Below are 26,148 nucleotides of genomic sequence, written 5' to 3' on the forward strand. Positions count from 1 at the left end.
GCACGTTCTTATTGAATTGACTTATTATACCATCCCGATGCAGTGATTTTACTGACTTTTTTGCTCGGGTCTTGATGACTAACTCTCTGTGAGAACGTTATTTTTTATCCATAAGTATAATTGACAAAATTTCAGTACTCACTAATCTTATAGCAAATTTTGACACCGTCTGATTCGCACATGAGAACATTAGGATTTCGAGTCAGATCAACATTCACCAGGACAGGAGATCTATTGAATGTCTGAAGCAAATGGCAAAAAAGCCGTATTACATCTTGATGGCAAAGAAATTGGTTTACCAATCTACAGTGGCACTTTAGGTCCAGATGTAATTGATGTCAGCAGCATATTGAAAGAAGGTCATTTTACTTTCGATCCTGGTTTTATGGCGACAGCTGCATGCGAGTCTAAAATTACGTTCATTGATGGTGACAAAGGTATTTTATTACACCGCGGTTACCCAATCGACCAATTAGCAACTCAAGCAGACTATCTTGAAACTTGTTATTTATTATTAAATGGCGAGCTCCCAACTGCTGAACAAAAAACAGAATTTGATGCCAAAGTTCGTGCTCATACTATGGTTCATGACCAAGTTAGCCGCTTCTTCAATGGTTTCCGTCGTGATGCTCATCCTATGGCAATCATGGTTGGTGTTGTGGGTGCATTATCTGCGTTCTATCACAACAACCTCGACATTGAAGACATCAATCACCGTGAAATCACTGCGATTCGTCTAATTGCAAAAATTCCAACGCTTGCTGCTTGGAGTTACAAATACACAGTAGGTCAACCATTCATCTATCCACGTAATGACTTAAATTACGCGGAAAACTTCTTACACATGATGTTTGCTACTCCTGCTGACCGTGATTACAAAGTAAATCCTGTTCTTGCTCGTGCAATGGATCGTATCTTCACGCTTCACGCTGATCACGAACAAAATGCTTCGACATCTACAGTACGTCTTGCTGGTTCTACTGGTGCAAACCCATACGCATGTATCTCTTCAGGTATTTCTGCGCTTTGGGGACCTGCTCACGGTGGTGCAAACGAAGCTGTTCTTAAGATGCTTGATGAAATCGGCAGTGTAGAAAACGTTGCTGAGTTCATGGAAAAAGTAAAACGTAAAGAAGTTAAACTCATGGGCTTCGGTCATCGTGTGTACAAAAACTTCGACCCACGTGCTAAAGTCATGAAACAAACTTGTGACGAAGTTCTTGAAGCATTAAATATCAATGATCCTCAATTAGCGCTTGCTATGGAACTTGAACGTATTGCATTGAACGACCCGTACTTTGTTGAACGTAAACTTTACCCTAACGTAGACTTCTACTCAGGTATCATCCTTAAAGCGATTGGTATCCCAACAGAAATGTTTACAGTAATCTTTGCTCTTGCACGTACAGTAGGTTGGATCAGCCACTGGTTAGAAATGCACAGCGCACCATACAAAATCGGTCGTCCTCGTCAGCTTTACACTGGCCCGACTCAACGCGACATCAAACGTTAATATTCGAAAGAAAATTAATGATAAAAAAGCTGCCTTCTGGCAGCTTTTTTATTGGGGTATTTTCAATTCAATTTAAAAACTTATTCTTCATCAAACACACTTAATAAATGATGACTAATCCCATCAGCTCGGAGCCAAGCCAACTCATAACTCGCTTTAGCCAAAGCTAGAACACGTCTTTCAAATTCAACCCATATTGTTTTGACTTGAGGTTCTGAAATACCCAAACCACTCTCGTGTGCCAGATGCTTATTTTTTTCACATATTTTCAAAGCATGATAAAGCTTGCGGCCCTTACTCGCCCCTTCCATCAACCGAACACGCTTACTTAAAATAAATCCCTCTACATGCTGCAAGTTCGCATGAGGCAACATAGGTACTAGGATTTGATTCAACTGATCATCTAAGCGCTTCCACACAGCCAAGCGTTGCTCTGCTGTATAAGTATTCCATTGAATTACTTCATGGTTAAAACGGCGACAACCACGGCACACCTGATCACCAAAAACTGTTGAACAACGCCCTGCACATGGGGTGAGAGAGAGCATTCGATGATCATTACTCAAAACAAACTCCTTAAATAAACCATATACTTTTTATGGTTTTCTCGCTTATTACACATTTTCGCGCTAAAATATGCGCCTTAAATTTATATCTTAATACATTTGGAGTTTTCCATGAACGCTACTGTAGAACAGCTTGCACCTGTAGAACAGCAAGCGACCGCGGGTTGGGTTGTTGCAGCACTATATCAATTTAAAGAAGTTCAAGATCCTGCAGATCTTCAGCAACGTCTATTAGACTTAGTGAAAACAATTAACCTTTGTGGAACTCTGATTGTAGCAGGTGAAGGAATTAATGGTACTGTTGCGGGCGATCGTGTAGCAATTGATAATCTCTATCAATTTTTGCTTAATGAAGGTTTTGCTTCTATGGAATACAAAGAATCCCATAGCTCTGACAAACCTTTCCGTAAAATGAAGATTAAACTTAAAGAAGAGATTGTAACTTTAGGTGTTGAGGTTAAACCCCGCGACTTAGTGGGTCACTACCTCGATCCAAAAGAGTGGAATGATTTAATTGCACGTGATGATGTAATTTTAATCGACACACGTAATGACTATGAATATAAGGCAGGCACTTTTAAAGGTGCAATCGACCCTAAAACTGAGACATTCCGCGAATTCCCAGAATATGTCAAAAAAGAGCTAGAGCAACATAAAGATAAAAAAATTGCGATGTTCTGTACAGGCGGTATTCGCTGTGAAAAATCAACATCATTACTTCTTCAAGAAGGCTTCCAAGAGGTTTATCACCTCAAAGGTGGTATTCTTAAATACTTAGAAGAAACCCCTGCCGATGAAAGTTTATGGGAAGGCGAATGTTTCGTATTTGATGGACGTACTGCTGTAACTCATGGCGTTGAGGAAGGCGTAAATATTAAATGTCATGCTTGTGGTTGGCCATTAACTCCAGAAGAGTCAGCTTTAACAAGTTATGAACATGGTGTTTCATGCGTGTATTGCATCGACAAGACAACTGAAAAACAAAAAGCTGGTTTCCGTATGCGTCAGTCGCAAATCGCAGCTGCAAAGCGTAAACGTTTATAATTTTTAATGAAAAGGCATTTAGTTTTCTAAATGCCTTTTTTACAGAAATCCTAAATAATAAAAATATTTTAACTACATAGCCCTTCAAAACTAATTTATTCACTTCAAGCTAGTTTTGAAACTTTTAACATCCAAACTCCACCAGATTATGAAAACAACTCGTTCAACATCCCGATTAAAGCTCTAAATTTAAGATAAAACCTTAAAAAAGACTGCTTCATTCTTTAAACAATTAAAAAAGCCAAATAATAAAAAACGCCCTAGAAAGGACGTTATTTATTATTTCTTCTAATAAATTAATTTGGAGTATGGTACATCAAATATAATTCATTCAAATTATCTGGAATTTCTTCTGCCAGTTCATCCATTAACTGTCCATTACGACGGAAAGATTCCATCTGCGGATCTTCTTCATCAATTCCACTAAATACCATCATTGGTAAAGTTAAATCAATTAATTGTTCTTCATGTTCAGGGGCAAACCATGCCTCTTCATTTAAGAACATTGCATCAACAAATCCCACACTCCAGTCGCCTAAGCTAGATTCAACATCAGCTTCTTCAATTTCAAATGGAAATACAATTCCATTCTCATTTGCTAAATCTTGTCGAATTGACTCTAACCACGCCTTGATTTGCTGAATAATTTCAGCAGGAACCTTTTTATGGTTATTATCAAACAGCTCATCTAACCAACGGTCAAACTGAGGGCCTACTGCAATTGCACACAGAAAACCATGAGTTGCAGCGAAATCTAGACCATACTCATTGTGGTCTCCATCTAGATATTCACTTAATTGGTCTAAATCTAACGCACTCATTGTGTTACCTGACTATAAAAAAGAAATCTACGATAGCATAGCATTTAAGCTGACGATGCCCTATTCAGATTTGATTAGTCTTCATCATCAAGATCATCATCGTCTAAATCATAATCAAAATCCTTCAACTCACGCTCTAAACGGCGTTGAGCCAATAGATCATCAATTAATCTACGTTTTTCTAATGATTCTTTCGCAGTGATTTTGCCTGATGACTCATCAAAACCGACATCATCATCATCACCGTAGTTATCATCTAGTTCAAAATCTGTAGAAGACACTAAAACTACCTCTAATGAAAAAATGTGAATGGGTCTAGGCGCTATTTATCTCTCTTACAGAATCATGTCAAGTTTTATTTATATTTTTTTCATTAAACTGCATATTTGTACTTTTTTTCACCCGAAAAATTGTGTATTTATAAAACTCAACTATTTTTTTGATCAAGAAAAAATTCTATGATCTTTTCGATGATTTAAGCTTGAAAAAAATGATTTTAGCCCAATATTCAAAAAACAGACGTGAATTCAAAGATATTTTTTATTTAACGGTTACCGATCAAACCCAAAACATTTCAAGCAAATTGTGCTATCATGCACGGTTTTTCACTGCCACAGATTCAACGAAGAGTAAGCAAAGATGAGCGATATGCATTCCCCTACTTCTCAAGTAGCGGCTCTGATTAGCCGAGGCAAAGAACAAGGTTACTTAACTTACGCTGAGGTTAACGATCATCTGCCGGACTCGATTACTGAAAGCGAACAGATTGAAGACATTATTCAAATGCTTCAAGACGTTGGTATTCCTGTACACGAGCGTGCACCTGAATCTGACGATACCATGTTCGGTGAGTCAACTGACACAGCCGATGAAGTTGCTGAAGAAGAAGCTGCTGCCGTACTTGCATCGGTTGAAAATGAGCCTGGACGTACGACAGATCCTGTACGTATGTACATGCGTGAAATGGGTACAGTTGAACTGTTAACCCGTGAAGGTGAAATCAGCATTGCAAAACGTATTGAAGAAGGGATTCGTGATGTCCTTAATTCAATTGCGTACTGGCCAAATGCTGTTGAAGTTGTATTAAAAGAATATAATGATTTCTTGACTGGCGAACGTCGCCTTGCCGATATTTTATCTGGCTATCTTGATCCGGAAACTGACGAAGATATTCCTGAAGTTCTAGAAGAAGAAACAGAACTTGAAGAAGATGATGCGCCAGCTACACCAGCAAAAGAAGTTAAGCTTGACGATGACGAAGAAGATGAAGAGTCGGAAAGCGACGATGATTCTGAAGGTGAGTCTGGTCCAGACCCTGAAGTTGCAAAGATTCGTTTTAATGAACTTGAATCTGCATGGACTAAAACAAAAGGTATTATTGAGAAACATGGCCGTAACAGCCCTGAAGCAGACGAAGCTTTAGAAGCGTTAGCTACTGTGTTTATGATGTTTAAATTTACACCACGTTTATTCGATATCATTTCTGAAATGATTCGTGGCACACATGAACAAATTCGTGCCAATGAACGTGAAATCATGCGTTATGCAGTACGTCGTGGCCGTATGGATCGTACTCAATTCCGTACATCTTTCCCTAAGCAAGAATCTAATCCAGCTTGGTTAGATGAACAAATTGCTAAAGCTCCTGCTGAAATCAAGGCGCATTTGGAAAAAGTTCGTCCGGATGTTTTAGCGTTCCAGCAAAAAATTGCAGATATTGAGAAAGAACTTAGTTTAAGCGTTGCTGAAATTAAAGATATTTCTAAGCGTATGGCAATTGGCGAAGCGAAAGCACGCCGTGCTAAGAAAGAAATGGTAGAAGCCAACCTTCGTTTGGTAATTTCGATTGCGAAGAAATATACCAACCGTGGTTTACAGTTCCTTGACTTGATTCAAGAAGGGAACATTGGTTTGATGAAAGCTGTAGACAAGTTTGAATATCGTCGTGGTTATAAATTCTCGACTTATGCAACTTGGTGGATTCGTCAGGCGATTACCCGTTCGATTGCCGATCAGGCTCGTACAATTCGTATTCCTGTACATATGATTGAAACAATTAACAAGATCAACCGTGTATCTCGTCAATTGTTACAAGAAATGGGCCGTGAACCAACACCTGAAGAATTAGGTGAACGTTTAGAAATGGACGAAGTTAAGGTTCGTAAGGTACTTAAAATTGCCAAAGAACCAATTTCAATGGAAACACCTATTGGTGATGATGAAGATTCGCATCTTGGTGATTTCATTGAAGATCAAAACATCACTTCTCCAATTGATGCTGCGACTTCAGAAGGCTTAAAAGAAGCAACACGTGAAGTATTGGAAAACTTAACTGAACGTGAAGCAAAAGTATTGAAGATGCGTTTTGGTATTGATATGCCAACCGATCATACGTTAGAAGAAGTGGGCAAGCAATTTGACGTAACACGTGAACGTATTCGTCAGATTGAAGCGAAAGCATTGCGTAAATTACGCCACCCTTCTCGTTCTGAACACTTACGTTCTTTCTTGGAAAATGACTAAGTTTTGAAGGCTTGAAATTTCAAAACCAAGCCCCATTTAATAGAAAGAGCTATAAACGCCTGCGATAATGCAGGCGTTTCAAATCATGAGGTAACTTATGTTAGACCGCACTCCATCTCGCGAACTACAAGAACATCTTTGGGTATTTCCGATGGATTATCCAATTAAACTTATTGGCGATGCGGGTGAAGAATTACGTGTTGCTGTAGTCGATATTTTGGTGAAACATTTCCCAGACTTCGACCACTCAACATTAAAAGTTCAAGAATCTCGCACCGGCAAGTATCATTCTTTAACAGCACAATTGCGCTTTGAAGAATTAGAACAAGTTCATGCACTTTATGCTGACTTGGCTGCTTGCCCGCAGATTAGAACTGCGCTTTAATTTTAAGTTCTTCAATCAATACCACAGTCAGACACTCTTACTGTGGTATTTTTTTGAGAAATTTTTAAGTTATCAAACAGTAAAAAAACAATATAAATATTTAGAAACCCTATTATAAAATCCTTTAAAATTACAGGGTTTTCGGCTTCTATCTTGCAGATATTAACTGGGTGCCGCAGAAACCAACTTATAGGAAGATATTGTGATGAGCCTTGATAGACCCAACTTGATCATTCGCCAATGGAACGATTTACAAGATTATCAAAGCAAGTTCGAAACCATGAAACTCTTAACAAACGAGCGTGATCAAGATACGCCTGATGAGTTATGGTTACTTCAACATTATAATGTCTTAACACAAGGTCAAGCTGGTAAACCAGAACACATCCTAATTTCATCAAATATTCCAGTCGTACAAACTGATCGTGGCGGGCAAGTGACTTGGCATGGCCCTGGTCAACTTGTGGCTTACTTCATGTTTGATCTTAATCGACTAAAATGGAACGTACGTACTTTGGTCAGTTTTGCTGAACAATTTATGATAGATGTTTTAAAAAAATATGGAATTGAAGCTTATGCCAAACCCGATGCACCTGGGGTATATGTAGATGGTCGTAAGATTGGTTCTTTAGGTTTTAAAATTCGTCGTGGTCGTAGTTATCATGGATTAGCATTAAACTTGGACTGCACCTTAGATGGATTCCAGACCATCAATCCTTGCGGTTATGCAGGCTTAGAAATGGTACGTATACAAGATTTAGTGACTCCTTATCCATCATTTGGTCAACTTTGTCAGGACTTTATTGAGTATATTAATAGTACTGGGTACTTTAATGACCCTAAAGTCAAATATGAATAAATCGCTTTGCGATGAAATAAAAATGGATTAGAGTAATTACTCTAAATTTGCTTTCGCATAATTTTAACAAGGGATACGCGAGTGATTTCGACAAAAGCGGTAAAGCCGACTCTGCAACTTGCCTACGTTAAGCTCATGATGGATGTTATTGGTCGTGGCTTGGTCATGGCAAGTCAAGTGGACACTGAAATACAAGAGGAAGTATCTAAATTTCCTGTTCACTTTGTACTTTCAATGAATGTTTTCCCGAATGGACCAGCATTTTTTGCTCGAGTGACAGAAGACAAACAGTTAGAACTACTTCAAAGAGCTGAAAGAAAACCAGACTTAACGATTACATTCAAACACGTCACTCATGCCTTTTTGGTATTTTCTTTTCAAGAAAGTACTGCTCAAGCATTTGCCAATGACCGAATGATTGCCGATGGTGATGTATCTGCTGCTATCCGCTTAGTACGCTGCCTAAATAAAATGGAAGCTCTTATTTTACCTAAATTGGTTGCTTCACTAGCAGTCAAAGAATACCCAACTGAACTTAGCCTAAAAGAAAAATTCAACGAGGCTGCAAATATTTACCTAAAAGTAGCCAAGTCCTATTTCAAGCGGAGCGCATAACATGGCCAAACCATATTACGAATTCTTTTGTCCTGTAAAAGTCATTGCTGGTAATGCTGCGTTAGAACATATTCCGTTTGAGCTTGCAACTTTGGGTGCAAAACGCCCTCTTATCATTACAGATAAGGGTGTACGCGCAAATGGCTTATTAAATCCGATTGAAGCTGCATTTAGTACAACTGATGCTGTCATTGGTCATGTTTTTGATGATGTTCCACCCGACTCGAGTTTAGAGGTTGTTCGCCTTGCAGCAGAAGCTTATCGTGCAAACAAATGTGATGCGATCATTGCTGTAGGTGGTGGTTCAGTCATAGACACTTCTAAAGCAACTAATATTTTAGTTTCTGAAGGTGGAAATGACTTACTGCAATATGCAGGTGCTCATAACTTACCGAAGCCATTAAAACCATTTTTTGTGATTCCAACAACTTCAGGCACTGGTTCTGAAGTAACAATGGTTGCAGTGGTTTCAGATACTCAAAAAAATGTTAAGTTAGCATTTGCTTCTTATTATTTAATGCCACATGCAGCGATTTTAGATCCACGCATGACACTTACATTACCGCCTCATTTAACTGCAATGACTGGTATGGATGCATTAACGCATTGTGTAGAAGCCTATACATGTATGGCTGCCAATCCATTGAGCGATGCTTATGCAAGTGCCGGAATTAAAAAGATTAGTGAAAATCTATTTAATGTCTTAGAAAACCCAAATGACTCACAAGGCCGTTTAGAGTTAGCTCAAGCTTCAACAATGGCTGGTATTGCATTTTCTAATTCAATGGTCGGCTTAGTTCACTCTTTAGGTCATGCTTTAGGTGCTGTTGCTCACCTACCCCACGGTCTATGCATGAATTTATTCTTACCGTATGTACTTGAATATAATAAACAAGTAAATGGTCAGAAAATTGGTGAGTTACTATTACCGCTTGCTGGTGCAGATATTTATGCACAAACGCCTGCAACCCAGCGTGCAGATAGAGCAATTACAACTATCTTAGCAATGCGTGATCGCCTATTTACTTTAACAAAGTTACCACGCACTCTACGTGAAACAGGTAAAGTAACTGAAGCACAGCTTGATGAAGTTGCAGAAAAAGCACTAAATGATGGCTCAATTATTTACAACCCGAAAGAAGCAAGCTTAAAAGATATCCGAGATATCTTAGAAAAAGCTTGGTAATTCGATAAGTCAAACTCCAAGAAATCCCATAAAGGTCTGATTTATATATTGAATCAGACCTTTTTTATCACTAAGCATTTTTATTGATTATTTTATTTGAAACATATGGCAAAAAAATTGCTAAAAAATAGATGAAAGTACTGACAATTTATATCAATTTAGGATAGATTGGCGCACTTTATCTTTTTCTGTAGGGGGGATCGTTCGTCTCAAACGATCCTTAACACCAAGCTGATCCTTGATCAACGATTATGAGGATAACGCCGTTGACAAATTTATCTGGGACTAAACCAACAGGCAAGCTTCAAAAGAATCTTGTACTTTGGCATATTGTTATTATTGGTTTAGCTTACATTCAGCCATTAACGTTATTTGATACTTTTGGTTTAGTGTCAGAACGAAGTGGTGGTCATGTACCAACTTCCTACATTTTTGCATTAGTCGCAATCTTATTAACATCGATCAGTTATGGACATATGATTAAGCGCTACCCTTCTTCTGGGTCGGCCTATACGTATGCTCAAAAATCAATTCACCCTAACGTTGGCTTTATGGTGGGTTGGTCTTCTTGGTTAGACTATCTACTGTCACCGCTTGTTAATATTATCTTGGCAGATATTTATCTAAGAGCTCTTTTTCCAGAAGTAAATAACTGGTTATGGGTGATTGGTTTAACAACGCTTATGACTGTTATTAATTTATTTGGTGCACGGTTCGTTGCACGTTTTAACAGTACGATTGTTGTTATTCAGCTTGGCGTAATTTTTTATTTTGTTTATCAAGTATATATCTTACTTACTCAAGGTGTATATGCAGATGGAACTTTAAATCCAGATAAAGCGGCATTGTGGTCATTAACTCCTTTTTGGAACGATATGACATCTGTCAGTTCTTTAATTGCTGGCGCGACTGTACTCTGCTTCTCTTTTACCGGATTTGATGCTTTATCGTCTCTTGCTGAAGAAACAAAAGATGCAGAAAAAACGCTACCAAAAGCTATTTTTTCTACAGCATTACTTGCAGGTATTATTTTCATTGTAAGTACTTACTTCATCCAATTATATTTCCCAAGTAATCCAAATACTTACTTCAATCCGTTAGATGAATCACAACCTGTGATGGTCGCTGCGATTGGTAGTTTGATGTTTAAAACTTTGGTTTTATATTTTGCTGTAGTCGCTGTGATGGCATCAGGTATTTCTGCACATGCGGGTGTATCACGCTTAATGTATGTGATGGGACGAGATGGAGTCATCAACAAGAAATTATTTGGTCATATCAGTCCAAAATTGCATACCCCAACTTACAACATTCTTATTGTAGGTGTGGTTGCTTTATCTGCTGGCTTTTTAGATCTTGAGCATATTGTTAACTTGATTAGTTTTGGTGCTTTAACTGCTTTTAGTTTTGTTAACTTCTCCGTAGTTTCTCGCTATGCATTAAGAGATGGCAAGAATAAAACGCTTAAAGACATCATTAATTATATTGCTATACCAACGCTTGGTTTTGCCAGTGTCTTTATGATGTGGTTAGAGATTGATAAGCTTGCCTTACAAATTGGCTTAGCTTGGGCCGTTATTGGTGTAGGTTATTTGGCCTATAAAACCAAAGGCTTTAAATATAATGCTCCGCAACATAACGAGCATGAGTAATAAAAAAGGCGCTTAAAGCGCCTTTTTTATGGTCAAATTAACCAAAAATTTTATTTACAATGCTTTGTACACGTTGAGCATAAAGTTTTGCTGTTTCAAGATCACCTGTCGGAACCTCTTCCACACTTGCATCCGAAGGTGATTGAACTAAAAGTCCTACCGAACCACCTAAGTTGTTTACATCTTCACGTGTTGCATCTTTCGTATTTGCTGGCAATAAACCAAGGCTCACCCAAATGCCACCATGCTGTGATGCTAAAGTTTGCAGTTGAATAAGAGTTACTTGCTTATCACCATTTAAGCTCGCGCTGTTTGTAAAACCTGCAAATACTTTATCTTGCCAACCACGTGTAAACCACACTTTTGAAGTTGCATCAGCAAACTTTTTAAACTGCCAGGGCGCTGTACCCATATAAGTAGGCGCACCAAAAACAATCCCCTTCGCATCATTTAATGTCTGCCAATCTTGATCAGTAATATTTCCCTCTTGATCAATTTGGATGAGCTGAGCATTAATTTCGTTTGCAAACGTTTCAGCCACGACTTTAGTGTGGCCATAACCAGAGAAATATACAACCGCGATATTAGAGTTAGACATGGGAGCAAACCTTTGTTTTATTAAATTCCACTTTATGATATATTTTAGAAACTAGGTGTCAATTAGTTACTAGTTGGTAACTAGGGTAGTTTTTTCAAGAAATTATAGGTAAATGGTATGAATGAATGTCTAAAATATAATATTTTTCAACAACATTGCCCTGCTCGTTTATTTTTTGAAAAAATTGCAGATAAATGGGTTTTATTGATTTTAAATGTTCTTGAGGAGGAAATTCAGCACTTCAATTTGCTCAAAAAGAATATTCAAGGTATCTCCCCTAAAGTCTTATCACAAAAGTTAAAAATGCTGGAGAGAGACGGTTTTATCGAGCGTAAAATTCAGAATACATCCCCAATTCGTGTTGATTACTCACTTACTTCTTTAGGGCAAAATGTAGCTTCAATGGCGTTCCAATTAAAGGAATGGGCCGAAACCAATATTGAACAAGTTTTAGCAGCTCAAATAACTTATGATGAAAAAGCATTAGAACAGGCTTAACTCATACTTCCCTTAAAATTTTATAGCTCATGAGTGGCTCATCTTAATTAATTTTAATCGGTTCAGGTGGCGCACTTATTTTAAATTGAATAGTTAAAGGTTCGCATTGTTTTAACTCCTGCTCATTTTTCAAATAGGTGCTTTCTAGACCATATTTCCAAGTACCATTCATGACTTCAAATGCAGGATAATTGACAATAAAAGTTTTGGTTTCACTAGGCTTATATTCGTAAGTTTGGGTCTCTTTACACTCATTTTCTGGATAAGAACGTTTAGTATTTCCAAATAAATAGAGTTCTAAAGGTACATAACACGCAGGTTGTCGTTCTTGTATTTTCTCTAAACCCGTATTAGTTTGAGTAATCTGCAAAGCAATTGTGCCATTTAAAGTTAACTGCTGTGCATATTTAAAAACTGTTTCTTTTTCGATGGGTTCACGCGTTACATTATTCAGGAACTGTAATTTACGATGCAAGCCATTACAGTCATCTTCAACAGGTGCGGGTAACCAAATTTCATTATCTTTTGAGTCACCTTTCTCTCCATCGGCTGGTGTCTCATAATCACCCGGTTTACCAGGTTTAGTCGGATTTCCCGATCCACCTAAACTAGCACCACCTGCGAATAAATCCTCTCCACAAGCAGTCAAAAGACCACCCATCAAAATGAAACTCATGGATATTATTAATTTTTTATAAGTTATTTTCATCATATTGATAAGCTCCGAAACGGAAAGTTTTGGTTGCACCCTCTTTTCCTTCATCGAGTGCACAACGTTCAATGGCTAACTTAAGTATTTGCAGTGATAGATCTTCCCACAAGCGTAAACTTGCGTCTTTGAGTAAAGTGATCGATTCATCTGTTAATTCATCAGCAAAAATTGCTTGTTCTAAATAGGGCTCTTTTTCTGGCTGAAATAAATTATGAACTCCGGCAGCTAAATGTGCCTCTAAGTTATTCGTTAATAATTTTCGAACCTCGAATTGCTCAACATCAGGCATAAAACTACGCTGCTGCAACATCACAAGGCCATCTTGTTCTTTCACAATGTTCAAACGCTCAAGTTCGTTCAGAATAGATCTTGGATGTTTTTCAGTTGAAATTTTCTTTACCAAACTTTCAAAGCTAATCTGATTTTCACTAATAAAAGGAATTTTTTCTGCTAATCCCTCTGCAAGCCACAAGCCAATCACTCGAGCAGGAACACTTACTGGCTCTGCTACTTTTGCTTCTGTTAAAGGCTGCCCAGCCTGCATCGCCTTTTTAAATGCATTCACATCTTTGCGATGTAACCCTGAAAGTAAACTGACCGCTGAATCAGTTGGCTTTTGCTCTATACGCTCTAGCTCAGTTAAAGCTTGTTGATAGAAAATAGGTTTCAAAGCAGTCACAAAGTCGTTATATCCCACTCCTGAACGAATTAACCATTGCGTCAGGTATTCCATTAACATTAATACCTGCTTCTGATTAAGTTCTGCATTGTTCGTTTGGAGTGTGGTCATAGGGTAACAATTTTCCTTCATATTTGAAAAACAGTATGGGCCGAGCAATTGTCACACTGAACGGTTTAAGATGCAATTTTCATTCTTAGACCTCTTTTGGAAACCGATCAACATAATGATTTGGCGCATTAAAATGGGTAAAAGAAATACTGATTGAGACATTTAAACTTTCTACACTATGCCACCAACCAATGGGGATAAACAAAGCCTCCCCAGCATTCAAACTACATTCCACTGGAGTGATTAATCTTGCCAAAGGATATTTTTCAAAATCAATTTTATTTGCATTACTTAATTCGCTAAACACCCAATGATCGTTATATAGATGAGGAACTTGCAAGGCAGGAATTAAAGTTACTTTTTTGCGTCCATAAATTTGAACTAACATATTATTCGTTAAATCATGATGTAATGGCGTAAATGTTCCTTTAGGCCCAAACCATAAAAAACTACGCTCATCTTTTAAAGCCAAATCACAATAACCTTCTGCAAAATCACCTATATCTAAAAATAGTTCTTGAAGCATCTGATGGCTGTTGGTCGCATTATTTGCAGTCATATAAAAATCATTACTAGCATCAACTGCCATAACTTTTGATACAAACTCCGACATCTTCATTTTGTGTTTTAGTGATGGAGAATGTCTTTCAAACTGTTCATCTAAATTTCTATTCATCTGAACTTCAACTAAATGATGGCCAAATTTAGAAGCAAAATATTGCGGAGACCATTTGTGCAAAGCTGGCCAATGTTCTATTCCTTCTTTTAAAATGACAGGCCGATGTTGACTATAGTAATTCTTTATAAAAACAGAGAACTGTGGAGCAGTAATTGAAGGAATTTCTTCACTATAGCCAGAGTTTAGCTGTGCCAATTGATCTACAATTTCTATTAACCATTCACGTTTTTTAAGTTGATGATGCTTTTTCTTCAAAATTTTATATAGCTGATTATTTTCTAAATTATTTAAATATTCTTTTACTTTTAAACCATCATGCCCCTGCTCTATTAATATTTTTACTATTTGCTCAGACGTAACCTCATTTAAAACTTGTTCAATGATCCACTCTTGATCATGATCCGATAAAGTCTGAAATTTCAAATCATTCATTTCAAATCTTGGCTCAAATCCATTTGCTTTTAACACATCGACTAATTGTTCAATTGCACACCCTTTTTCTAAATTTTCTTCAAGCCAGTTTTTCCATTCTAATGGCAACTGGTCAAACCATTTTTGACTTTGTTCGAATATTTCAATTTGATTATAAGCTGCCATGTTGAACCTTTTTTCAAATTTGATCTTTACAACTGCATTATAATTGATCTATTTTAAAAATGTTAAATTTTCACATTTTTAATAAAAAAAGGGTTCATGTGATGAATAACATAGTAAAAGGAAGCAGCATTGCTTTGATTTTTATAGCTTTAAGTGGGTGTGGGTCTGACGATAATGATTCGACACCGACACCGACACCGACACCGACACCGACACCGACACCGACACCGACACCAACACCAACACCAACACCAACACCAACACCAACACCAACACCAACACCAACACCAACACCAACACCAACACCAACACCAACACCAACACCAACACCAACACCAACACCAACACCAACACCAACACCAACACCAACACCAACAAGTGTAGCGGATCGCTTTGTTGGAAGTTGGTTAGCGGGTAAAGGAGCTTGTATTAACGGCTCTGCTCTAAAAATGAACGTCATTAAGGTTTCTGATAACAGCGTTCGATTTACCAGTGAAACAGTACGTTATGAGAATGAATCGAACTGTACAGGTAACATTGTTGCAAGTTACCGCCAAGCTGAAGATTTTAGTCTGGTTTCAAATATTGGAGCACCACAGACTATACAAACCTCAAGCTATAACAAAGTAGATTGGCAGCTTGTAGTAGCTGGAGAATTAGAGCAAAAACAGCCAGCTATTCTAGGGTTTAAAAATGCAAACCAATTCTGTCTAGTTCCTACAGATGAACCAAATGCGATACATAATTATTTGCAGCAAGCAAACTTTGATCTCATAAATACTTGCTTCACAAAAACGACACCACCAGCAAGCATGCAAAAGCCGACACAAGTATTGGCAACAGCAAGTTATAGACTAGGAGATAATAAGGAATCTTGGGCAGATCTATTAACCCAACTTAATGACCAAGGACGTCAAGGCTATGCCCTTCTCACACCATCTGTAAGTTTAGATAATCCTGATAGTAGCTTTGCCCTATATAAAAATTTATATGTTAAAAACAATAAAACCACTGACACATACACCTATAAGACAGTTGATGTTAAAACCAACTCGGTAGCAAACCGTTATTTACTATGGGTTAATGAGTTAAATAAACAAGGTAGCTTAGGCTATATATATAAACTTTCATTTGGAGAAGTTACATCTAATACAGATAAATATTTATTTGTTAAAAATGATAAGAAACCAGCAACATATTCTTACTCTAATCGATTCTTAACCAATACCTCTCGCACAACAATTTTAAATGCCTTCAACGAACTTGGTGCACAAGGTTGTAAACTCATTTACGCAAACACCTCGTTCACCAATAATGGCACAACGAATGGAACCTTCTATGTACCAACTTGTGTAAATAGCAGTACACATAACGGAACCTATGCGTATCGTTATTTTGAAGTTCCACAACATATTCCGTTTAACAAGGAAGATGCAATTAAACTTGAAAAACTCCTTAAAGAGCAAGCAGCCGAAGGTTATAGATTGGTTGATGCGAACAATAACCTAGGCTTCTTTAATATTGATGGTTATCTATTTGAGCGTGATAGTGAAAATACGGGACCTATTGAATATAAAGTATTTATTGAAGATGCTGCATCCGAAACAGATGAGCCATATCTTGTTGAAAATCGAATTCAAGACCAAGGTAAATTAGGTTGGTTCTTTGCAGTTCGACTTGGATCAGTCTATACCAACTCTCCAACAAATTATGATTTAGCAAGTGGTGTTGTTTTCCCTAAATAAGACATCTAAAAACAAATAAGGCCACAATTGTGGCCTTATTCTTACTCAAAATTAGTAACTTACCCTAAGTTTTTAAAACCCTGCTGACGCCATGCTTCATAAACAATCACAGCCGTTGCATTAGATAAATTTAAACTTCTTGAGTTTTCGGCCATCGGCAAACGGATCCATTGTTCTTGCGGAAACATTAAGCGAACATGCTCAGGCAAGCCACGTGTTTCTGGCCCCATCAATAAAGCCACAGGTCGATTCAAATCAACTGTATGTGGAGTTGCAGAACCTTTAGTGGTGAGTGGAAAAACATGCTCAACCCCTTTAGCTTTTAAGTCTGCAAGACACAGTTCAATGTTGTCCCAAATCTGCATACGTGCCCATTCATGATAATCAAGGCCTGCTCTTTTGAGTTTTTTATCATCCAACTCAAAACCTAGGGGTTTGACTAAATGTAACTGTGCGCCCGTATTAGCACATAAACGAATGATATTGCCTGTATTGGCAGGAATTTCAGGCTCGTATAGAACAACATGAATCACAAATTTTCTCGACTTTAATAACCAGCAATAAATTCAGATGAACTTATTGCCATTTTAACTGTTCACGTAAACTCACCACTTCACCAATAATGGTTAAAGTCGGCGCCACGATATGATGTTCAGACACTTTTGTTGCAATATCAGCTAATGTCCCAACAATAACTTTCTGTTCTGGTGTAGTTCCTTTAGAAATTAAGGCTACAGGCATATCAGCACGTTGACCATGAGCAATAAGTTGCTCACAAATACGTTCCAAACCAACCAACCCCATATAGAGGACTAAAGTTTGATTTTCATAAACCAGTTCATTCCAAGGGAGTTCAGGTGAACCTTCCTTTAAATGCCCAGTCAAGAAACGGACACTTTGCGCATAGTCACGATGAGTTAATGGAATTCCTGCATAAGCTGAACAACCTGATGCTGCTGTTATGCCCGGTACAACTTGGAAAGTGACATTCGCCTCAACTAGCTCTTGAATCTCTTCACCACCACGCCCAAAGATAAATGGATCACCACCCTTTAGACGACAAACACGCTTTCCTTTTTGAGCATATTCAACCAATAAAGCATTGATACCATCTTGGGGAACAGAGTGATTTGAACGGGCTTTACCAACATAAATTTTGGTCGCATCACGACGGCAAAGTTCTAAAATTGGTGCAGACACCAAACGATCATAAATCACCACATCTGCTTGTTGCATAAGACGCAATGCTTTTAGTGTCAGTAGCTCAGGATCGCCGGGTCCAGCCCCTACCAAATAAACTTCACCTTTAGGTGCAGTCCATTCTGTTAAGGCTTGCTGAATCAAATCATTTGCAACTTCTAAATTATCATTAAAAACTTGTTCTTTTAATGGGCTGGCATAGAGGTTTTCCCAAAAGATTCGACGCTCATCGGGGTTAGTAATCTTTTCTTTTACTTGCTTACGCCATTGACCAGAAAACTCAGCCAATTTACCCATGCCATGTGGAACAATCGTTTCGATTTGAGTACGAAGTTGTCTAGATAAAACTGGCGATGCGCCATTTGAGGCAACAGAAATGATCAATGGAGAACGATCAATAATCGCTGGAACCATAAAACGGCAGTGCGGAATATCATCGACACTATTTACCAGTAAATTACGCGCTTCACATTGTTCAAAAACAGCTTTGTTTACTTGCGCATCATTAGTGGCAGCAATAACTAATCTGTAAGGAGTATTTAAAAAAACTTCGGCAAAGGTCTCAGCAAAGTACTGCCCTCCAGTTGCCTGAATCAACGATAAAAGCTGATCTTCAATTGCCGGAGCAATAATATCAATTACTGCTCCAGCTTTGGCTAAAAGATTTGCTTTGCGCAAAGCGATATGCCCACCACCCACAATCAGACAACGTTGCTGTTGCAACTTTAAAGAGATTGGAAAAATATCCACCTTAAACCTCTACATTAATCATCTGATTTGAATTAAGCAAAAACCGTGCACAATTTAGATGCAAAGCTTAGTCAATAAATGTTAAACCACCCATATATGGGCGTAATACTTCTGGAATCTCGATAGAACCATCTTCACGTTGATAATTTTCCATTACAGCAAGCAAAGTACGACCAACAGCTAGACCAGAGCCATTTAAAGTATGCACCAATTCGGTCTTCTTTTGATCCATTCTGTAGCGCGCTTTCATGCGGCGTGCCTGAAAATCACCCATATTAGAGCAACTTGAGATTTCACGGTAAGTATTTTGGCTTGGAACCCAAACTTCTAAGTCGTAAGTTTTAGTCGCACCGAAGCCCATATCACCGCCACAGAGCAAAATTTTGCGATATGGCAAGCCAAGTGCCTGCAAAATGCCCTCGGCATGTGCAGTAAGTTCTTCAAGTGCCTGCATAGAAGTTTCAGGTTTAACGATTTGCACCATCTCAACTTTATCAAACTGATGCTGACGAATTAAACCACGTGTATCGCGACCATAAGAACCAGCTTCACTACGGAAACACGGTGTATGCGCTGCATATTTTAATGGCAAGCGTTCGGTATCAATAATCTCATCACGAACGAAGTTAGTAACAGGAACTTCTGCTGTAGGGATGAGGTAATATTCTTTTTCGCCTTGAAGTTTGAACAAATCTTCTTCAAATTTTGGTAATTGACCAGTACCACGAAGTGAATCAGCATTTACCAAATAAGGCACATAAGCTTCTGTATAGCCATTCTTTAAAGTATGGGTATCAAGCATGAACTGCGTTAAAGCACGTTGTAGGCGCGCTAAAGAACCTTTCAACACACTAAAACGTGAACCAGTCAATTTAGTCGCAGTTTCAAACTCTAAACCGCCCATCCACTCCCCTAAGTCAGTATGATCTTTGATTTCAAAATCAAACTGACGAGGCGTACCCCATTTTGAAATTTCAACGTTATCATCTTCATCTTTACCAGCAGGAACAGATTCATCTGGTAAGTTAGGGATGCTAAGCGCTTTTTGTTCAATCTCGTTTTGGAGCTCTGACAAAGCTACTTCAGCAGCTTTGATTTCATCACCAATCGCCTGCATACGCGCCATGATTTCAGAAGCATCACCACCGGATTTTTTAATCTGACCCACTTGTTTTGCACCGGCATTACGTTCTGCCTGCAATTTTTCAGTTTTTGATTGCAAGTCTTTACGGCGAGTTTCTAAAGAAGCCCATTCTTGAACATCTAATTGAACACCACGTTTTGCCAAAGCCGCATTAACAGCTTCAATATTATTTCTGAGTAACTTAGGGTCGATCATAATCAATCATAATATGGGTAAAAAACTGGCTATAGTGTAAGGCCTTCACACTAAAAAATATAGTGATCATATTCATAACGAATAGCTTTCACACAATTGTTAGAATAGATCACCTATTTTAGAACTTATAGTTTGGCACGCTCGGTAAATACTCAGGTTTAATGAATTTACTCGCTTCAAAATACGGCAACGTTAATTCAGACATTCCTTCGGCATAAGAAGCCAACTCATAAATTGGATAGACAAAAACAATCCCATTTGCGCCATAGTAGAAATTATCACTTAATTGCAGTTTTTCACGATTGATATTGTGCTCTTGAAGCCAATTTGTATTTGCATCATAGAGGGCATCAACCAACTGTTTTTCAATATCTGGTTGAATAAGTTCAGTAACAGTAATGTGCTTTTTATTTAATAAGTCAAAATTTACAAATTCTTGATGAGACATGCCGTGTGCAGCACCAGCTGAGTACGAATAAGTCTGTAATGCAAAGGTGGCAAGATTATAGTTTTGCCCTAAATAACGAACATAGATTGCACTTTGACTTGAACTTGGTTCGCCTTCAGGTACTTCAACTGGTTGATCAGCTAAATTTGCAAAAGCATTCGGATCTGCTTTCTTTATACGATTGGTGAAGTAATCATTAATCCATTTTTGATTGGTCTGTACTGTTTGAAAATCATACTCAGTACAACCATCTTCTAAGCAAACTTTTGATTTTGGCAATTTTACTGGGATTACTTTTGCTTGAATTACAGGAACACCAGCCTCTTTCGTTTCTTTAACTTTTGCAGTCGAAGCAGCCTGCTCTTCTTTGGCGGCCGACTTTGGTTGACAACCAGTCACCATTGCCATTGCAGCCATTAATGGAAGAATACAAATAATTTTCTTATCGTAAAGTCGCATAATAATCCCCATGAATTTACCTCTAACACTATACAAAGCGTAAGAATAAGACGGGGTTAAAAAATGTATCTGTCTCTCTTATATAAAAAAAGCTACCTTTTACGGTAGCTTTTTTGAAGAGGCTTTAATTATTGGTCAATAACATCTGTACCTTTTGGTGGCGTAAAGTTAAAGACTGATGCTGGAATTGAAGCATTTACTTTAACGTTCTTAAAGCGTACATAGGTGGTTTGACCTAATGAGTCTTGTAATACCATAAGTGTAGGCGCTTTATTTGCTCCAAAGCTAATCGTTAAGCTTTGGAATGCCCCATCTTCTTTTTTCGGGAATAATGTGAAATAAAGTTTAGATTTATCGGGTTGTGTTACACGATAAGACTTCATGATTTGGTTGGTATTACCAGAGAGTAATAATGCTGGTGTATCTGCAACCTGATCATCTAAGCTTTGGCGAACCGCTTGTTGTAAATCTGGATCATAGATCCAAACTGTTTTTCCGCTCGTTACAATAGTTTGTTTAGCAGGACTTACTGTTTCCCAATAAAATTTCCCCGGACGCTCAACTTTCATTGAGCCTTTAAATGTCTGGTTCATATGCTGTGCACTTAAACTCTTTTTCTGTGCCACAGTTTTTGTATTGGCTTTAGTTGTTTGTTCAAAGTCGGCAGTCAAACGCTGTAATCCTGATAACTGATTAACCAGGTTCCCAATTGCCTGTTGCTCCGGTGCTGCTACAGGCGCAGCAAACACTGTAGTACTCATTACAGGAGCAAGCACTGACGCGCTGAGTGTAATAGCACACATAGTTTTACGAAGCATATTCATGTCATCACCTTTTTAGTTGCTGTAAGACAACTTGCCATCTTCCAAAGTTATGAAACTTAGCAAGCTCTTAATTCAAGACTCATATTAACCGACAAACTCTGTGCTAATCATTGAGAAAATAAGATATTTTGTTATGTTATTCATGTTGTTTGTAGAATTTCATTCATCATGATGAAGATACACAAGATTAAATTCCATAAAAAAAGCCCACAAAATGTGGGCTTTTTTTGAAGCTAAAACTTATACAGTTTCAACTTTTACGTAGCGACGGCCAAATTGACCTTTCACTTCGAATTTTACTACGCCGTCAGCAGTAGCAAATAAAGTATGGTCACGGCCCATACCAACATTTGCACCAGCGTGGAACTCAGTACCACGTTGACGAACGATGATGTTACCAGCAGTTACAGCTTGACCGCCGTAAACTTTAACACCTAACATTTTTGGGTTTGAATCACGACCGTTCTTCGTCGATCCACCGGCTTTTTTAGTTGCCATGTCTCTTACTCCTCGTGATTAGCCTGAAATACCAGTAATTTTCAACTCAGTGAACCATTGACGGTGACCTTGTTGTTTACGGTAGTGTTTACGACGACGCATTTTGATAATGCGGATTTTGTCGTGACGACCATGGCCAACCACTTCTGCAGTTACTTTAGCGCCAGCTACAACTGGAGCACCGATTTGAATGCTGTCACCGTTTACAACCATCAATACATCATCAAATGTAATAGTCGCACCAGATTCAGCTTTCAATAATTCAACTTTAAGGGTTTCACCCTCAACTACACGGTGCTGTTTACCACCGCTTTGGATTACTGCGTACATAATGTACTCCAATTAGCCCGTGTCGACGTGCCGATAAGGGATATATCGATCTTAAAACGCTCGCCACTGGGGTTATATAAGGCGACAGATTTTAAGTGAAATTTGATCAAACGACAAGTATTTTCTATTTATCAGTGGTTCCTATTCCCCTCTTTTTACAAAATCAACAGACAGCTTAGATTGGAATTTAGCAGTTTTCATTGATTCTGAATGAAAATTAAAATACAGTTCCAGACACAAATTGCGACAAGAACAAGTTGTATTAATGCTGATGTCATTAAATTTATTGTTTTGCCGGAAATATCATGTTTTGCTTAAATAAAGAACAAAGAACGCATAAAGACAATAGAAATGATTAATATCAGCCACTTGTTTACCTGTGCAACACACCTTTAATTGATACACTAACGCCACTTATCTACCAATACGGGGTTTTTCTTCATATGGTCATCGATTTCAAGCAAGACATTCTTGCGCCTGTTGCCTCAGACTTTGCTGCGATGGATCACTTGATTAATGAAGGAATTAGCTCAAAAGTCGGTTTAGTCATGTCTGTCAGCAAGCATGTTGTTGAAGCTGGCGGAAAGCGTATGCGCCCAATCATGTGTTTACTTGCAGCCCGTGCTTGTGGTTTAGATAACATGGTAAACGCACAACGTTTAGCTGCAATCATTGAAATGTTGCATACCGCGACATTGGTCCATGATGATGTGGTAGATGAATCTGGCCTTCGACGTGGTCGACCTACAGCAAATGCGACATGGAATAATCAGACCGCTGTATTAGTCGGTGACTTCCTCATCGCACGTGCTTTCGATTTACTGGTCGATTTAAATAACATGACTTTATTGAAAGACTTTTCAACAGGTACATGTGAAATTGCTGAAGGTGAAGTATTACAACTTCAATCACAGCATCAACCAGATACAACCGAAGAAACTTATTTAAAAATTATTCACGGTAAAACTTCTCGTCTATTTGAACTCGCTACAGAAGGCGCTGCTATTCTGGCTGGACAAGAAGCATATCGTGAACCTTTAAGATTGTTTGCTGGTCATTTTGGTAATGCATTCCAAATTATTGATGATATTTTAGACTACACTTCAGATGCTGAAACATTAGGTAAAAATATTGGTGATGATTTAATGGAAGGTAAGCCAACTTTACCGTTAATTTCTGCATTAGCACACTCAACAGGTGAAGAGCATGCGATTATTCGTCGCAGTATCGCCACTGGTGGAGTAGACCAATTATCTCAGGTCATCGAAATTGTACAAAAGTCTGGTGCTTTAGATTATTGCAACCAACGTGCCCAAGAAGAAACAGAAGCAGCACTGCAAGCTTTATCAAACCTACCCGATACACCGTATCGTCAGGCATTGATTAACTTAACTCAGCTTGCGTTACATCGAATACAATAGATATTATTTTGCCTATGCATGTAAATTTTTCAGAACATTTTTTAAAAATAGAGAAGCAGCTTGAGGATCCTCAAGCTGTCATTGATGAAAATCTACTGATTGAACTCGTCAATGTCGTTCGCCCATCCGACCCAGAGGATACGGATGAAATTAAGAACAAAATACAGGCTTTAATTGAAAGTCTTTTACGTACACCTACAGCACTCTTTCTATTACAAACTTTCTTATTACGTTTGATTAATCGCTATAAGCAAGTCAGCTTATATGCGGACAGCGGGATTTTGTCTTTAGATGGTTTCTGGAACCAGCTTGGACAAAGACTCGGAGCACATTTTTTACCGTTAATTGAAGATGCAAGCCAACTCAAAATATTAATTGGAAGAATTTTCTATTTAGAAAGTGACAAAATCTGGCTCAATAATATTGCTGATGAAGATTGGTCAAATTTATTTAGTCTTATTGGGCAAAGCCAAAGTAATGTCGATGAAAAGTTAGTCATTCAAAATGAAATGATTAAAGCCATCACTGTCTTATCCTATCGAATTAGTGGAATTGGTCTTTATCCCGAATTTATTAATGCTCAACCAGAATTAACGGAATATGAATCCCCGTTTCTAGTTCAGAATCGTGAAATTATTGAATTTATAGAAAAATATAAAAAACAAGAACTTTCTGATCATGAGATTGCAGTTATTGCTCCTCCCGATGCATCACAAGCATTTGTTATGTTGGAACAATGTCGGGATGTGGTGTTAAAGATTCGCCGTGCTACTAAAAGAATTGGTGTAAGTTTAAGTTTGACTTATTTGTTGTCATTACTTGAGCAATGTCTTGATCGTATTGAATTATTACTTTATCTGGTTGTAGATAATACTCATGGAAAGTATGTTTCGTTAGGGCACCTTATTTCCGATTTAACCAAGGCGCACTATAGTGAAAAAAGTGTTCGCTCTTTACTCAGCACAACCAGTGAACTTATTGCCTTTCAAGTGACTGAAAATGCCAGCCGAACAGGTGAACATTATGTAAGTACTGATACCAAAGGCTTTTGGGGCATGTATAAAGCTGCTGCTGGAGCAGGCGTCATTATTGCCTTTATGGCATCTTTAAAAATTCTTGCAGCACGAATGACAATGGCTCCGCTCATGCAAGCCTTTACATTTAGTATGAATTATTCTCTAGGTTTTATTCTGATTCATGTTCTGCACTTTACTGTTGCTACCAAGCAACCCGCAATGACGGCGGCGGCTCTTGCTGCAACAGTACAGCAGCGTAGAGGTTCTAAAACAGCTCAGATTGCAGAGTTAGCAGCCCTGATTATTAATATTATCCGAACTCAATTTATTGCTATTTTAGGCAATATTTCGATTGCGATTCCTACTGCCGCACTCATTACTTTTGCTTGGCAGTTTTATCTTGATGAACCGTTATTAACCCATACTAAAGCAACGTATTTGTTGCACAGCCTAAATCCATTCACTTCTTTAGCAGTTCCCCATGCAGCAATTGCCGGAGTTTGCTTATTTTTGTCGGGTCTCATTGCTGGCTACTTTGACAACATGGCTGTTTACCGAAAAGTCGGTCCACGCCTAAGAGCGCATCGCCGCTTAGCAAACTGGTTTGGGCAAGATCGCCTCAACCGTTTTGCTGATTATATTGAACGTAACTTAGGAGCGTTAGCGGGTAACTTCTTATTCGGGATTATGTTAGGAAGTATGGGTACCATAGGGTTTATTTTAGGTTTACCTTTAGATATCCGTCATATTGCCTTTGCTTCGGCTAACTTTATCCAAGGTTTAATGACCATTAACGGCAGCCCAGACATCGGACTGATTATCGTGTCCTTTCTAGGCGTGCTATGTATTGGTCTCACTAACTTATTTGTTAGTTTCACCTTAACGATTATTGTGGCTCTACGTGCACGTCGTGTTCGCTTCGAACAATGGAAACCTTTAGCCAAACTCGTTATGACCCATTTCCTGACTCGCCCAAGCGATTTTTTCTGGCCCCCAAAACAGCCGCTAGAACTTGAAGAAAATACGACTACAAATAACGGAAAAAAAGCAGACCACTAAGAATTTTGCTTTGTACACAAA

At 38.2% G+C, this 26,148-nt stretch carries 26 protein-coding genes; 12 read left to right on the forward strand and 14 right to left on the reverse strand.

The window, feature by feature from the left end:
- Positions 1 to 238: 238 nt before the first annotated feature.
- The gene (gene gltA, locus ACS125_RS00085) at positions 239 to 1,513 is read left to right on the forward strand and encodes a citrate synthase (protein WP_004789414.1); all 1,275 of its coding nucleotides are present in this window, start codon (positions 239 to 241) and stop codon (positions 1,511 to 1,513) included.
- Between the two features lie 80 nt (positions 1,514 to 1,593).
- Here gltA and ACS125_RS00090 read toward each other — a convergent pair whose 3' ends face one another.
- Entirely contained in the window at positions 1,594 to 2,079 is a 486-nt protein-coding gene (locus tag ACS125_RS00090; RefSeq protein ID WP_107881187.1) for a DUF1289 domain-containing protein, read from the reverse strand.
- Positions 2,080 to 2,190: 111 nt separating this feature from the next.
- On the opposite strand from ACS125_RS00090, the gene trhO reads away from it, so the two are divergent.
- Positions 2,191 to 3,123, forward strand: a complete 933-nt coding sequence (trhO, locus tag ACS125_RS00095; protein WP_004789411.1) for an oxygen-dependent tRNA uridine(34) hydroxylase TrhO — start codon at positions 2,191 to 2,193, stop codon at positions 3,121 to 3,123.
- Positions 3,124 to 3,419: 296 nt separating this feature from the next.
- On the opposite strand, the gene ACS125_RS00100 is transcribed toward trhO, so the two are convergent.
- Together ACS125_RS00100 and ACS125_RS00105 are read right to left on the reverse strand one after the other, a co-directional pair.
- Positions 3,420 to 3,944 carry a YecA/YgfB family protein gene (locus ACS125_RS00100; RefSeq protein ID WP_004789407.1) on the reverse strand — a complete coding sequence of 175 codons (525 nt, stop codon included), beginning with the start codon at positions 3,942 to 3,944 and terminating at the stop codon, positions 3,420 to 3,422.
- 74 nt (positions 3,945 to 4,018) lie between these two features.
- Positions 4,019 to 4,225 carry a PA3496 family putative envelope integrity protein gene (locus tag ACS125_RS00105; protein WP_002116495.1) on the reverse strand — a complete coding sequence of 69 codons (207 nt, stop codon included), beginning with the start codon at positions 4,223 to 4,225 and terminating at the stop codon, positions 4,019 to 4,021.
- A gap of 358 nt (positions 4,226 to 4,583) precedes the next feature.
- On the opposite strand from ACS125_RS00105, the gene rpoD reads away from it, so the two are divergent.
- From rpoD to ACS125_RS00135, 6 genes are all read left to right on the forward strand, one after another.
- A complete protein-coding gene (gene rpoD, locus ACS125_RS00110) occupies positions 4,584 to 6,467 on the forward strand; it encodes an RNA polymerase sigma factor RpoD (protein ID WP_005310050.1) in 1,884 nt (627 codons plus the stop codon).
- A gap of 97 nt (positions 6,468 to 6,564) precedes the next feature.
- A complete protein-coding gene (locus ACS125_RS00115; protein ID WP_002116017.1) occupies positions 6,565 to 6,852 on the forward strand; it encodes a YbeD family protein in 288 nt (95 codons plus the stop codon).
- A gap of 205 nt (positions 6,853 to 7,057) precedes the next feature.
- Positions 7,058 to 7,711 carry a lipoyl(octanoyl) transferase LipB gene (lipB, locus tag ACS125_RS00120; protein WP_443269920.1) on the forward strand — a complete coding sequence of 218 codons (654 nt, stop codon included), beginning with the start codon at positions 7,058 to 7,060 and terminating at the stop codon, positions 7,709 to 7,711.
- Between the two features lie 81 nt (positions 7,712 to 7,792).
- Positions 7,793 to 8,326: a hypothetical protein gene (locus ACS125_RS00125; RefSeq protein WP_004789401.1), complete on the forward strand. Its 534-nt coding sequence runs from the start codon at positions 7,793 to 7,795 to the stop codon at positions 8,324 to 8,326.
- 1 nt (position 8,327) lies between these two features.
- Positions 8,328 to 9,512, forward strand: coding sequence for an iron-containing alcohol dehydrogenase (locus tag ACS125_RS00130; protein ID WP_004789399.1), 1,185 nt, complete (start codon positions 8,328 to 8,330; stop codon positions 9,510 to 9,512).
- Positions 9,513 to 9,778: 266 nt separating this feature from the next.
- A complete protein-coding gene (locus ACS125_RS00135; RefSeq protein ID WP_013196978.1) occupies positions 9,779 to 11,164 on the forward strand; it encodes an APC family permease in 1,386 nt (461 codons plus the stop codon).
- A 37-nt stretch (positions 11,165 to 11,201) separates the two neighbouring features.
- Here ACS125_RS00135 and ACS125_RS00140 read toward each other — a convergent pair whose 3' ends face one another.
- Positions 11,202 to 11,762 (reverse strand): flavodoxin family protein, encoded by a 561-nt coding sequence (locus tag ACS125_RS00140; RefSeq protein WP_016143322.1) that lies wholly within the window; start codon positions 11,760 to 11,762, stop codon positions 11,202 to 11,204.
- 117 nt (positions 11,763 to 11,879) lie between these two features.
- Between ACS125_RS00140 and ACS125_RS00145 the strand changes: the two genes are divergently transcribed.
- Positions 11,880 to 12,260: a winged helix-turn-helix transcriptional regulator gene (locus tag ACS125_RS00145; protein ID WP_443269923.1), complete on the forward strand. Its 381-nt coding sequence runs from the start codon at positions 11,880 to 11,882 to the stop codon at positions 12,258 to 12,260.
- Between the two features lie 43 nt (positions 12,261 to 12,303).
- On the opposite strand, the gene ACS125_RS00150 is transcribed toward ACS125_RS00145, so the two are convergent.
- The 3 genes from ACS125_RS00150 to ACS125_RS00160 all read right to left on the reverse strand — a co-directional run bounded on the left by ACS125_RS00150 (position 12,304) and on the right by ACS125_RS00160 (position 15,038).
- Positions 12,304 to 12,936, reverse strand: a complete 633-nt coding sequence (locus ACS125_RS00150; RefSeq protein WP_443269925.1) for a hypothetical protein — start codon at positions 12,934 to 12,936, stop codon at positions 12,304 to 12,306.
- 16 nt (positions 12,937 to 12,952) lie between these two features.
- Positions 12,953 to 13,762: a DUF6502 family protein gene (locus ACS125_RS00155; RefSeq protein ID WP_443269927.1), complete on the reverse strand. Its 810-nt coding sequence runs from the start codon at positions 13,760 to 13,762 to the stop codon at positions 12,953 to 12,955.
- Positions 13,763 to 13,847: 85 nt separating this feature from the next.
- Positions 13,848 to 15,038: a cupin-like domain-containing protein gene (locus tag ACS125_RS00160; protein WP_443269929.1), complete on the reverse strand. Its 1,191-nt coding sequence runs from the start codon at positions 15,036 to 15,038 to the stop codon at positions 13,848 to 13,850.
- Between the two features lie 101 nt (positions 15,039 to 15,139).
- On the opposite strand from ACS125_RS00160, the gene ACS125_RS00165 reads away from it, so the two are divergent.
- Positions 15,140 to 16,783 (forward strand): PT dipeptide repeat lipoprotein, encoded by a 1,644-nt coding sequence (locus ACS125_RS00165; RefSeq protein WP_443269931.1) that lies wholly within the window; start codon positions 15,140 to 15,142, stop codon positions 16,781 to 16,783.
- A 59-nt stretch (positions 16,784 to 16,842) separates the two neighbouring features.
- Here the strand turns inward: ACS125_RS00165 and ACS125_RS00170 are convergent, their stop codons facing one another.
- From ACS125_RS00170 to rplU, 7 genes are all read right to left on the reverse strand, one after another.
- Positions 16,843 to 17,316: a tRNA (cytidine(34)-2'-O)-methyltransferase gene (locus ACS125_RS00170; RefSeq protein ID WP_002116042.1), complete on the reverse strand. Its 474-nt coding sequence runs from the start codon at positions 17,314 to 17,316 to the stop codon at positions 16,843 to 16,845.
- 43 nt (positions 17,317 to 17,359) lie between these two features.
- Positions 17,360 to 18,733, reverse strand: coding sequence for a siroheme synthase CysG (gene cysG / locus ACS125_RS00175; protein ID WP_174728327.1), 1,374 nt, complete (start codon positions 18,731 to 18,733; stop codon positions 17,360 to 17,362).
- 67 nt (positions 18,734 to 18,800) lie between these two features.
- Positions 18,801 to 20,072 carry a serine--tRNA ligase gene (gene serS, locus ACS125_RS00180; RefSeq protein WP_004789381.1) on the reverse strand — a complete coding sequence of 424 codons (1,272 nt, stop codon included), beginning with the start codon at positions 20,070 to 20,072 and terminating at the stop codon, positions 18,801 to 18,803.
- 118 nt (positions 20,073 to 20,190) lie between these two features.
- Positions 20,191 to 20,991 (reverse strand): RsiV family protein, encoded by an 801-nt coding sequence (locus tag ACS125_RS00185; RefSeq protein ID WP_312825377.1) that lies wholly within the window; start codon positions 20,989 to 20,991, stop codon positions 20,191 to 20,193.
- Between the two features lie 116 nt (positions 20,992 to 21,107).
- Positions 21,108 to 21,803: an outer membrane lipoprotein chaperone LolA gene (gene lolA / locus ACS125_RS00190; RefSeq protein WP_004789378.1), complete on the reverse strand. Its 696-nt coding sequence runs from the start codon at positions 21,801 to 21,803 to the stop codon at positions 21,108 to 21,110.
- A 240-nt stretch (positions 21,804 to 22,043) separates the two neighbouring features.
- Positions 22,044 to 22,301, reverse strand: coding sequence for a 50S ribosomal protein L27 (gene rpmA, locus ACS125_RS00195; RefSeq protein WP_002116037.1), 258 nt, complete (start codon positions 22,299 to 22,301; stop codon positions 22,044 to 22,046).
- An 18-nt stretch (positions 22,302 to 22,319) separates the two neighbouring features.
- Complete coding sequence (gene rplU, locus ACS125_RS00200; RefSeq protein WP_004639133.1) at positions 22,320 to 22,631, reverse strand: 50S ribosomal protein L21; 312 nt, start codon at positions 22,629 to 22,631, stop codon at positions 22,320 to 22,322.
- A gap of 443 nt (positions 22,632 to 23,074) precedes the next feature.
- Here rplU and sdsA point away from each other — a divergent pair, with 443 nt between their 5' ends.
- Both sdsA and ACS125_RS00210 read left to right on the forward strand, forming a co-directional pair.
- Positions 23,075 to 24,052 carry an All-trans-nonaprenyl-diphosphate synthase gene (sdsA, locus tag ACS125_RS00205; RefSeq protein WP_151964384.1) on the forward strand — a complete coding sequence of 326 codons (978 nt, stop codon included), beginning with the start codon at positions 23,075 to 23,077 and terminating at the stop codon, positions 24,050 to 24,052.
- A 14-nt stretch (positions 24,053 to 24,066) separates the two neighbouring features.
- Entirely contained in the window at positions 24,067 to 26,127 is a 2,061-nt protein-coding gene (locus ACS125_RS00210) for a site-specific recombinase (RefSeq protein ID WP_312824536.1), read from the forward strand.
- Positions 26,128 to 26,148: the final 21 nt, after the last annotated feature.

Origin of the sequence: Acinetobacter sp. PFS20 (genome assembly GCF_052261015.1) — a bacterium.
GTDB lineage: Bacteria > Pseudomonadota > Gammaproteobacteria > Pseudomonadales > Moraxellaceae > Acinetobacter.

What these genes read in the sequence shown, in the direction of transcription:
- ACS125_RS00100 (WP_004789407.1), bottom strand. Translation starts at nt 3,944, where the DNA reads ATGAGTGCGTTAGATTTAGACCAATTAAGTGAATATCTAGATGGAGAC.
- ACS125_RS00165 (WP_443269931.1), top strand. Translation starts at nt 15,140, where the DNA reads ATGAATAACATAGTAAAAGGAAGCAGCATTGCTTTGATTTTTATAGCT.
- ACS125_RS00160 (WP_443269929.1), bottom strand. Translation starts at nt 15,038, where the DNA reads ATGGCAGCTTATAATCAAATTGAAATATTCGAACAAAGTCAAAAATGG.
- ACS125_RS00140 (WP_016143322.1), bottom strand. Translation starts at nt 11,762, where the DNA reads ATGTCTAACTCTAATATCGCGGTTGTATATTTCTCTGGTTATGGCCAC.
- ACS125_RS00155 (WP_443269927.1), bottom strand. Translation starts at nt 13,762, where the DNA reads ATGACCACACTCCAAACGAACAATGCAGAACTTAATCAGAAGCAGGTA.
- ACS125_RS00185 (WP_312825377.1), bottom strand. Translation starts at nt 20,991, where the DNA reads ATGGGGATTATTATGCGACTTTACGATAAGAAAATTATTTGTATTCTT.
- ACS125_RS00210 (WP_312824536.1), top strand. Translation starts at nt 24,067, where the DNA reads ATGCATGTAAATTTTTCAGAACATTTTTTAAAAATAGAGAAGCAGCTT.
- lolA (WP_004789378.1), bottom strand. Translation starts at nt 21,803, where the DNA reads ATGAATATGCTTCGTAAAACTATGTGTGCTATTACACTCAGCGCGTCA.
- ACS125_RS00145 (WP_443269923.1), top strand. Translation starts at nt 11,880, where the DNA reads ATGAATGAATGTCTAAAATATAATATTTTTCAACAACATTGCCCTGCT.
- trhO (WP_004789411.1), top strand. Translation starts at nt 2,191, where the DNA reads ATGAACGCTACTGTAGAACAGCTTGCACCTGTAGAACAGCAAGCGACC.
- sdsA (WP_151964384.1), top strand. Translation starts at nt 23,075, where the DNA reads ATGGTCATCGATTTCAAGCAAGACATTCTTGCGCCTGTTGCCTCAGAC.
- rpoD (WP_005310050.1), top strand. Translation starts at nt 4,584, where the DNA reads ATGAGCGATATGCATTCCCCTACTTCTCAAGTAGCGGCTCTGATTAGC.
- rpmA (WP_002116037.1), bottom strand. Translation starts at nt 22,301, where the DNA reads ATGGCAACTAAAAAAGCCGGTGGATCGACGAAGAACGGTCGTGATTCA.
- lipB (WP_443269920.1), top strand. Translation starts at nt 7,058, where the DNA reads ATGAGCCTTGATAGACCCAACTTGATCATTCGCCAATGGAACGATTTA.
- ACS125_RS00150 (WP_443269925.1), bottom strand. Translation starts at nt 12,936, where the DNA reads ATGAGTTTCATTTTGATGGGTGGTCTTTTGACTGCTTGTGGAGAGGAT.
- rplU (WP_004639133.1), bottom strand. Translation starts at nt 22,631, where the DNA reads ATGTACGCAGTAATCCAAAGCGGTGGTAAACAGCACCGTGTAGTTGAG.
- ACS125_RS00130 (WP_004789399.1), top strand. Translation starts at nt 8,328, where the DNA reads ATGGCCAAACCATATTACGAATTCTTTTGTCCTGTAAAAGTCATTGCT.
- gltA (WP_004789414.1), top strand. Translation starts at nt 239, where the DNA reads ATGTCTGAAGCAAATGGCAAAAAAGCCGTATTACATCTTGATGGCAAA.
- serS (WP_004789381.1), bottom strand. Translation starts at nt 20,072, where the DNA reads ATGATCGACCCTAAGTTACTCAGAAATAATATTGAAGCTGTTAATGCG.
- ACS125_RS00115 (WP_002116017.1), top strand. Translation starts at nt 6,565, where the DNA reads ATGTTAGACCGCACTCCATCTCGCGAACTACAAGAACATCTTTGGGTA.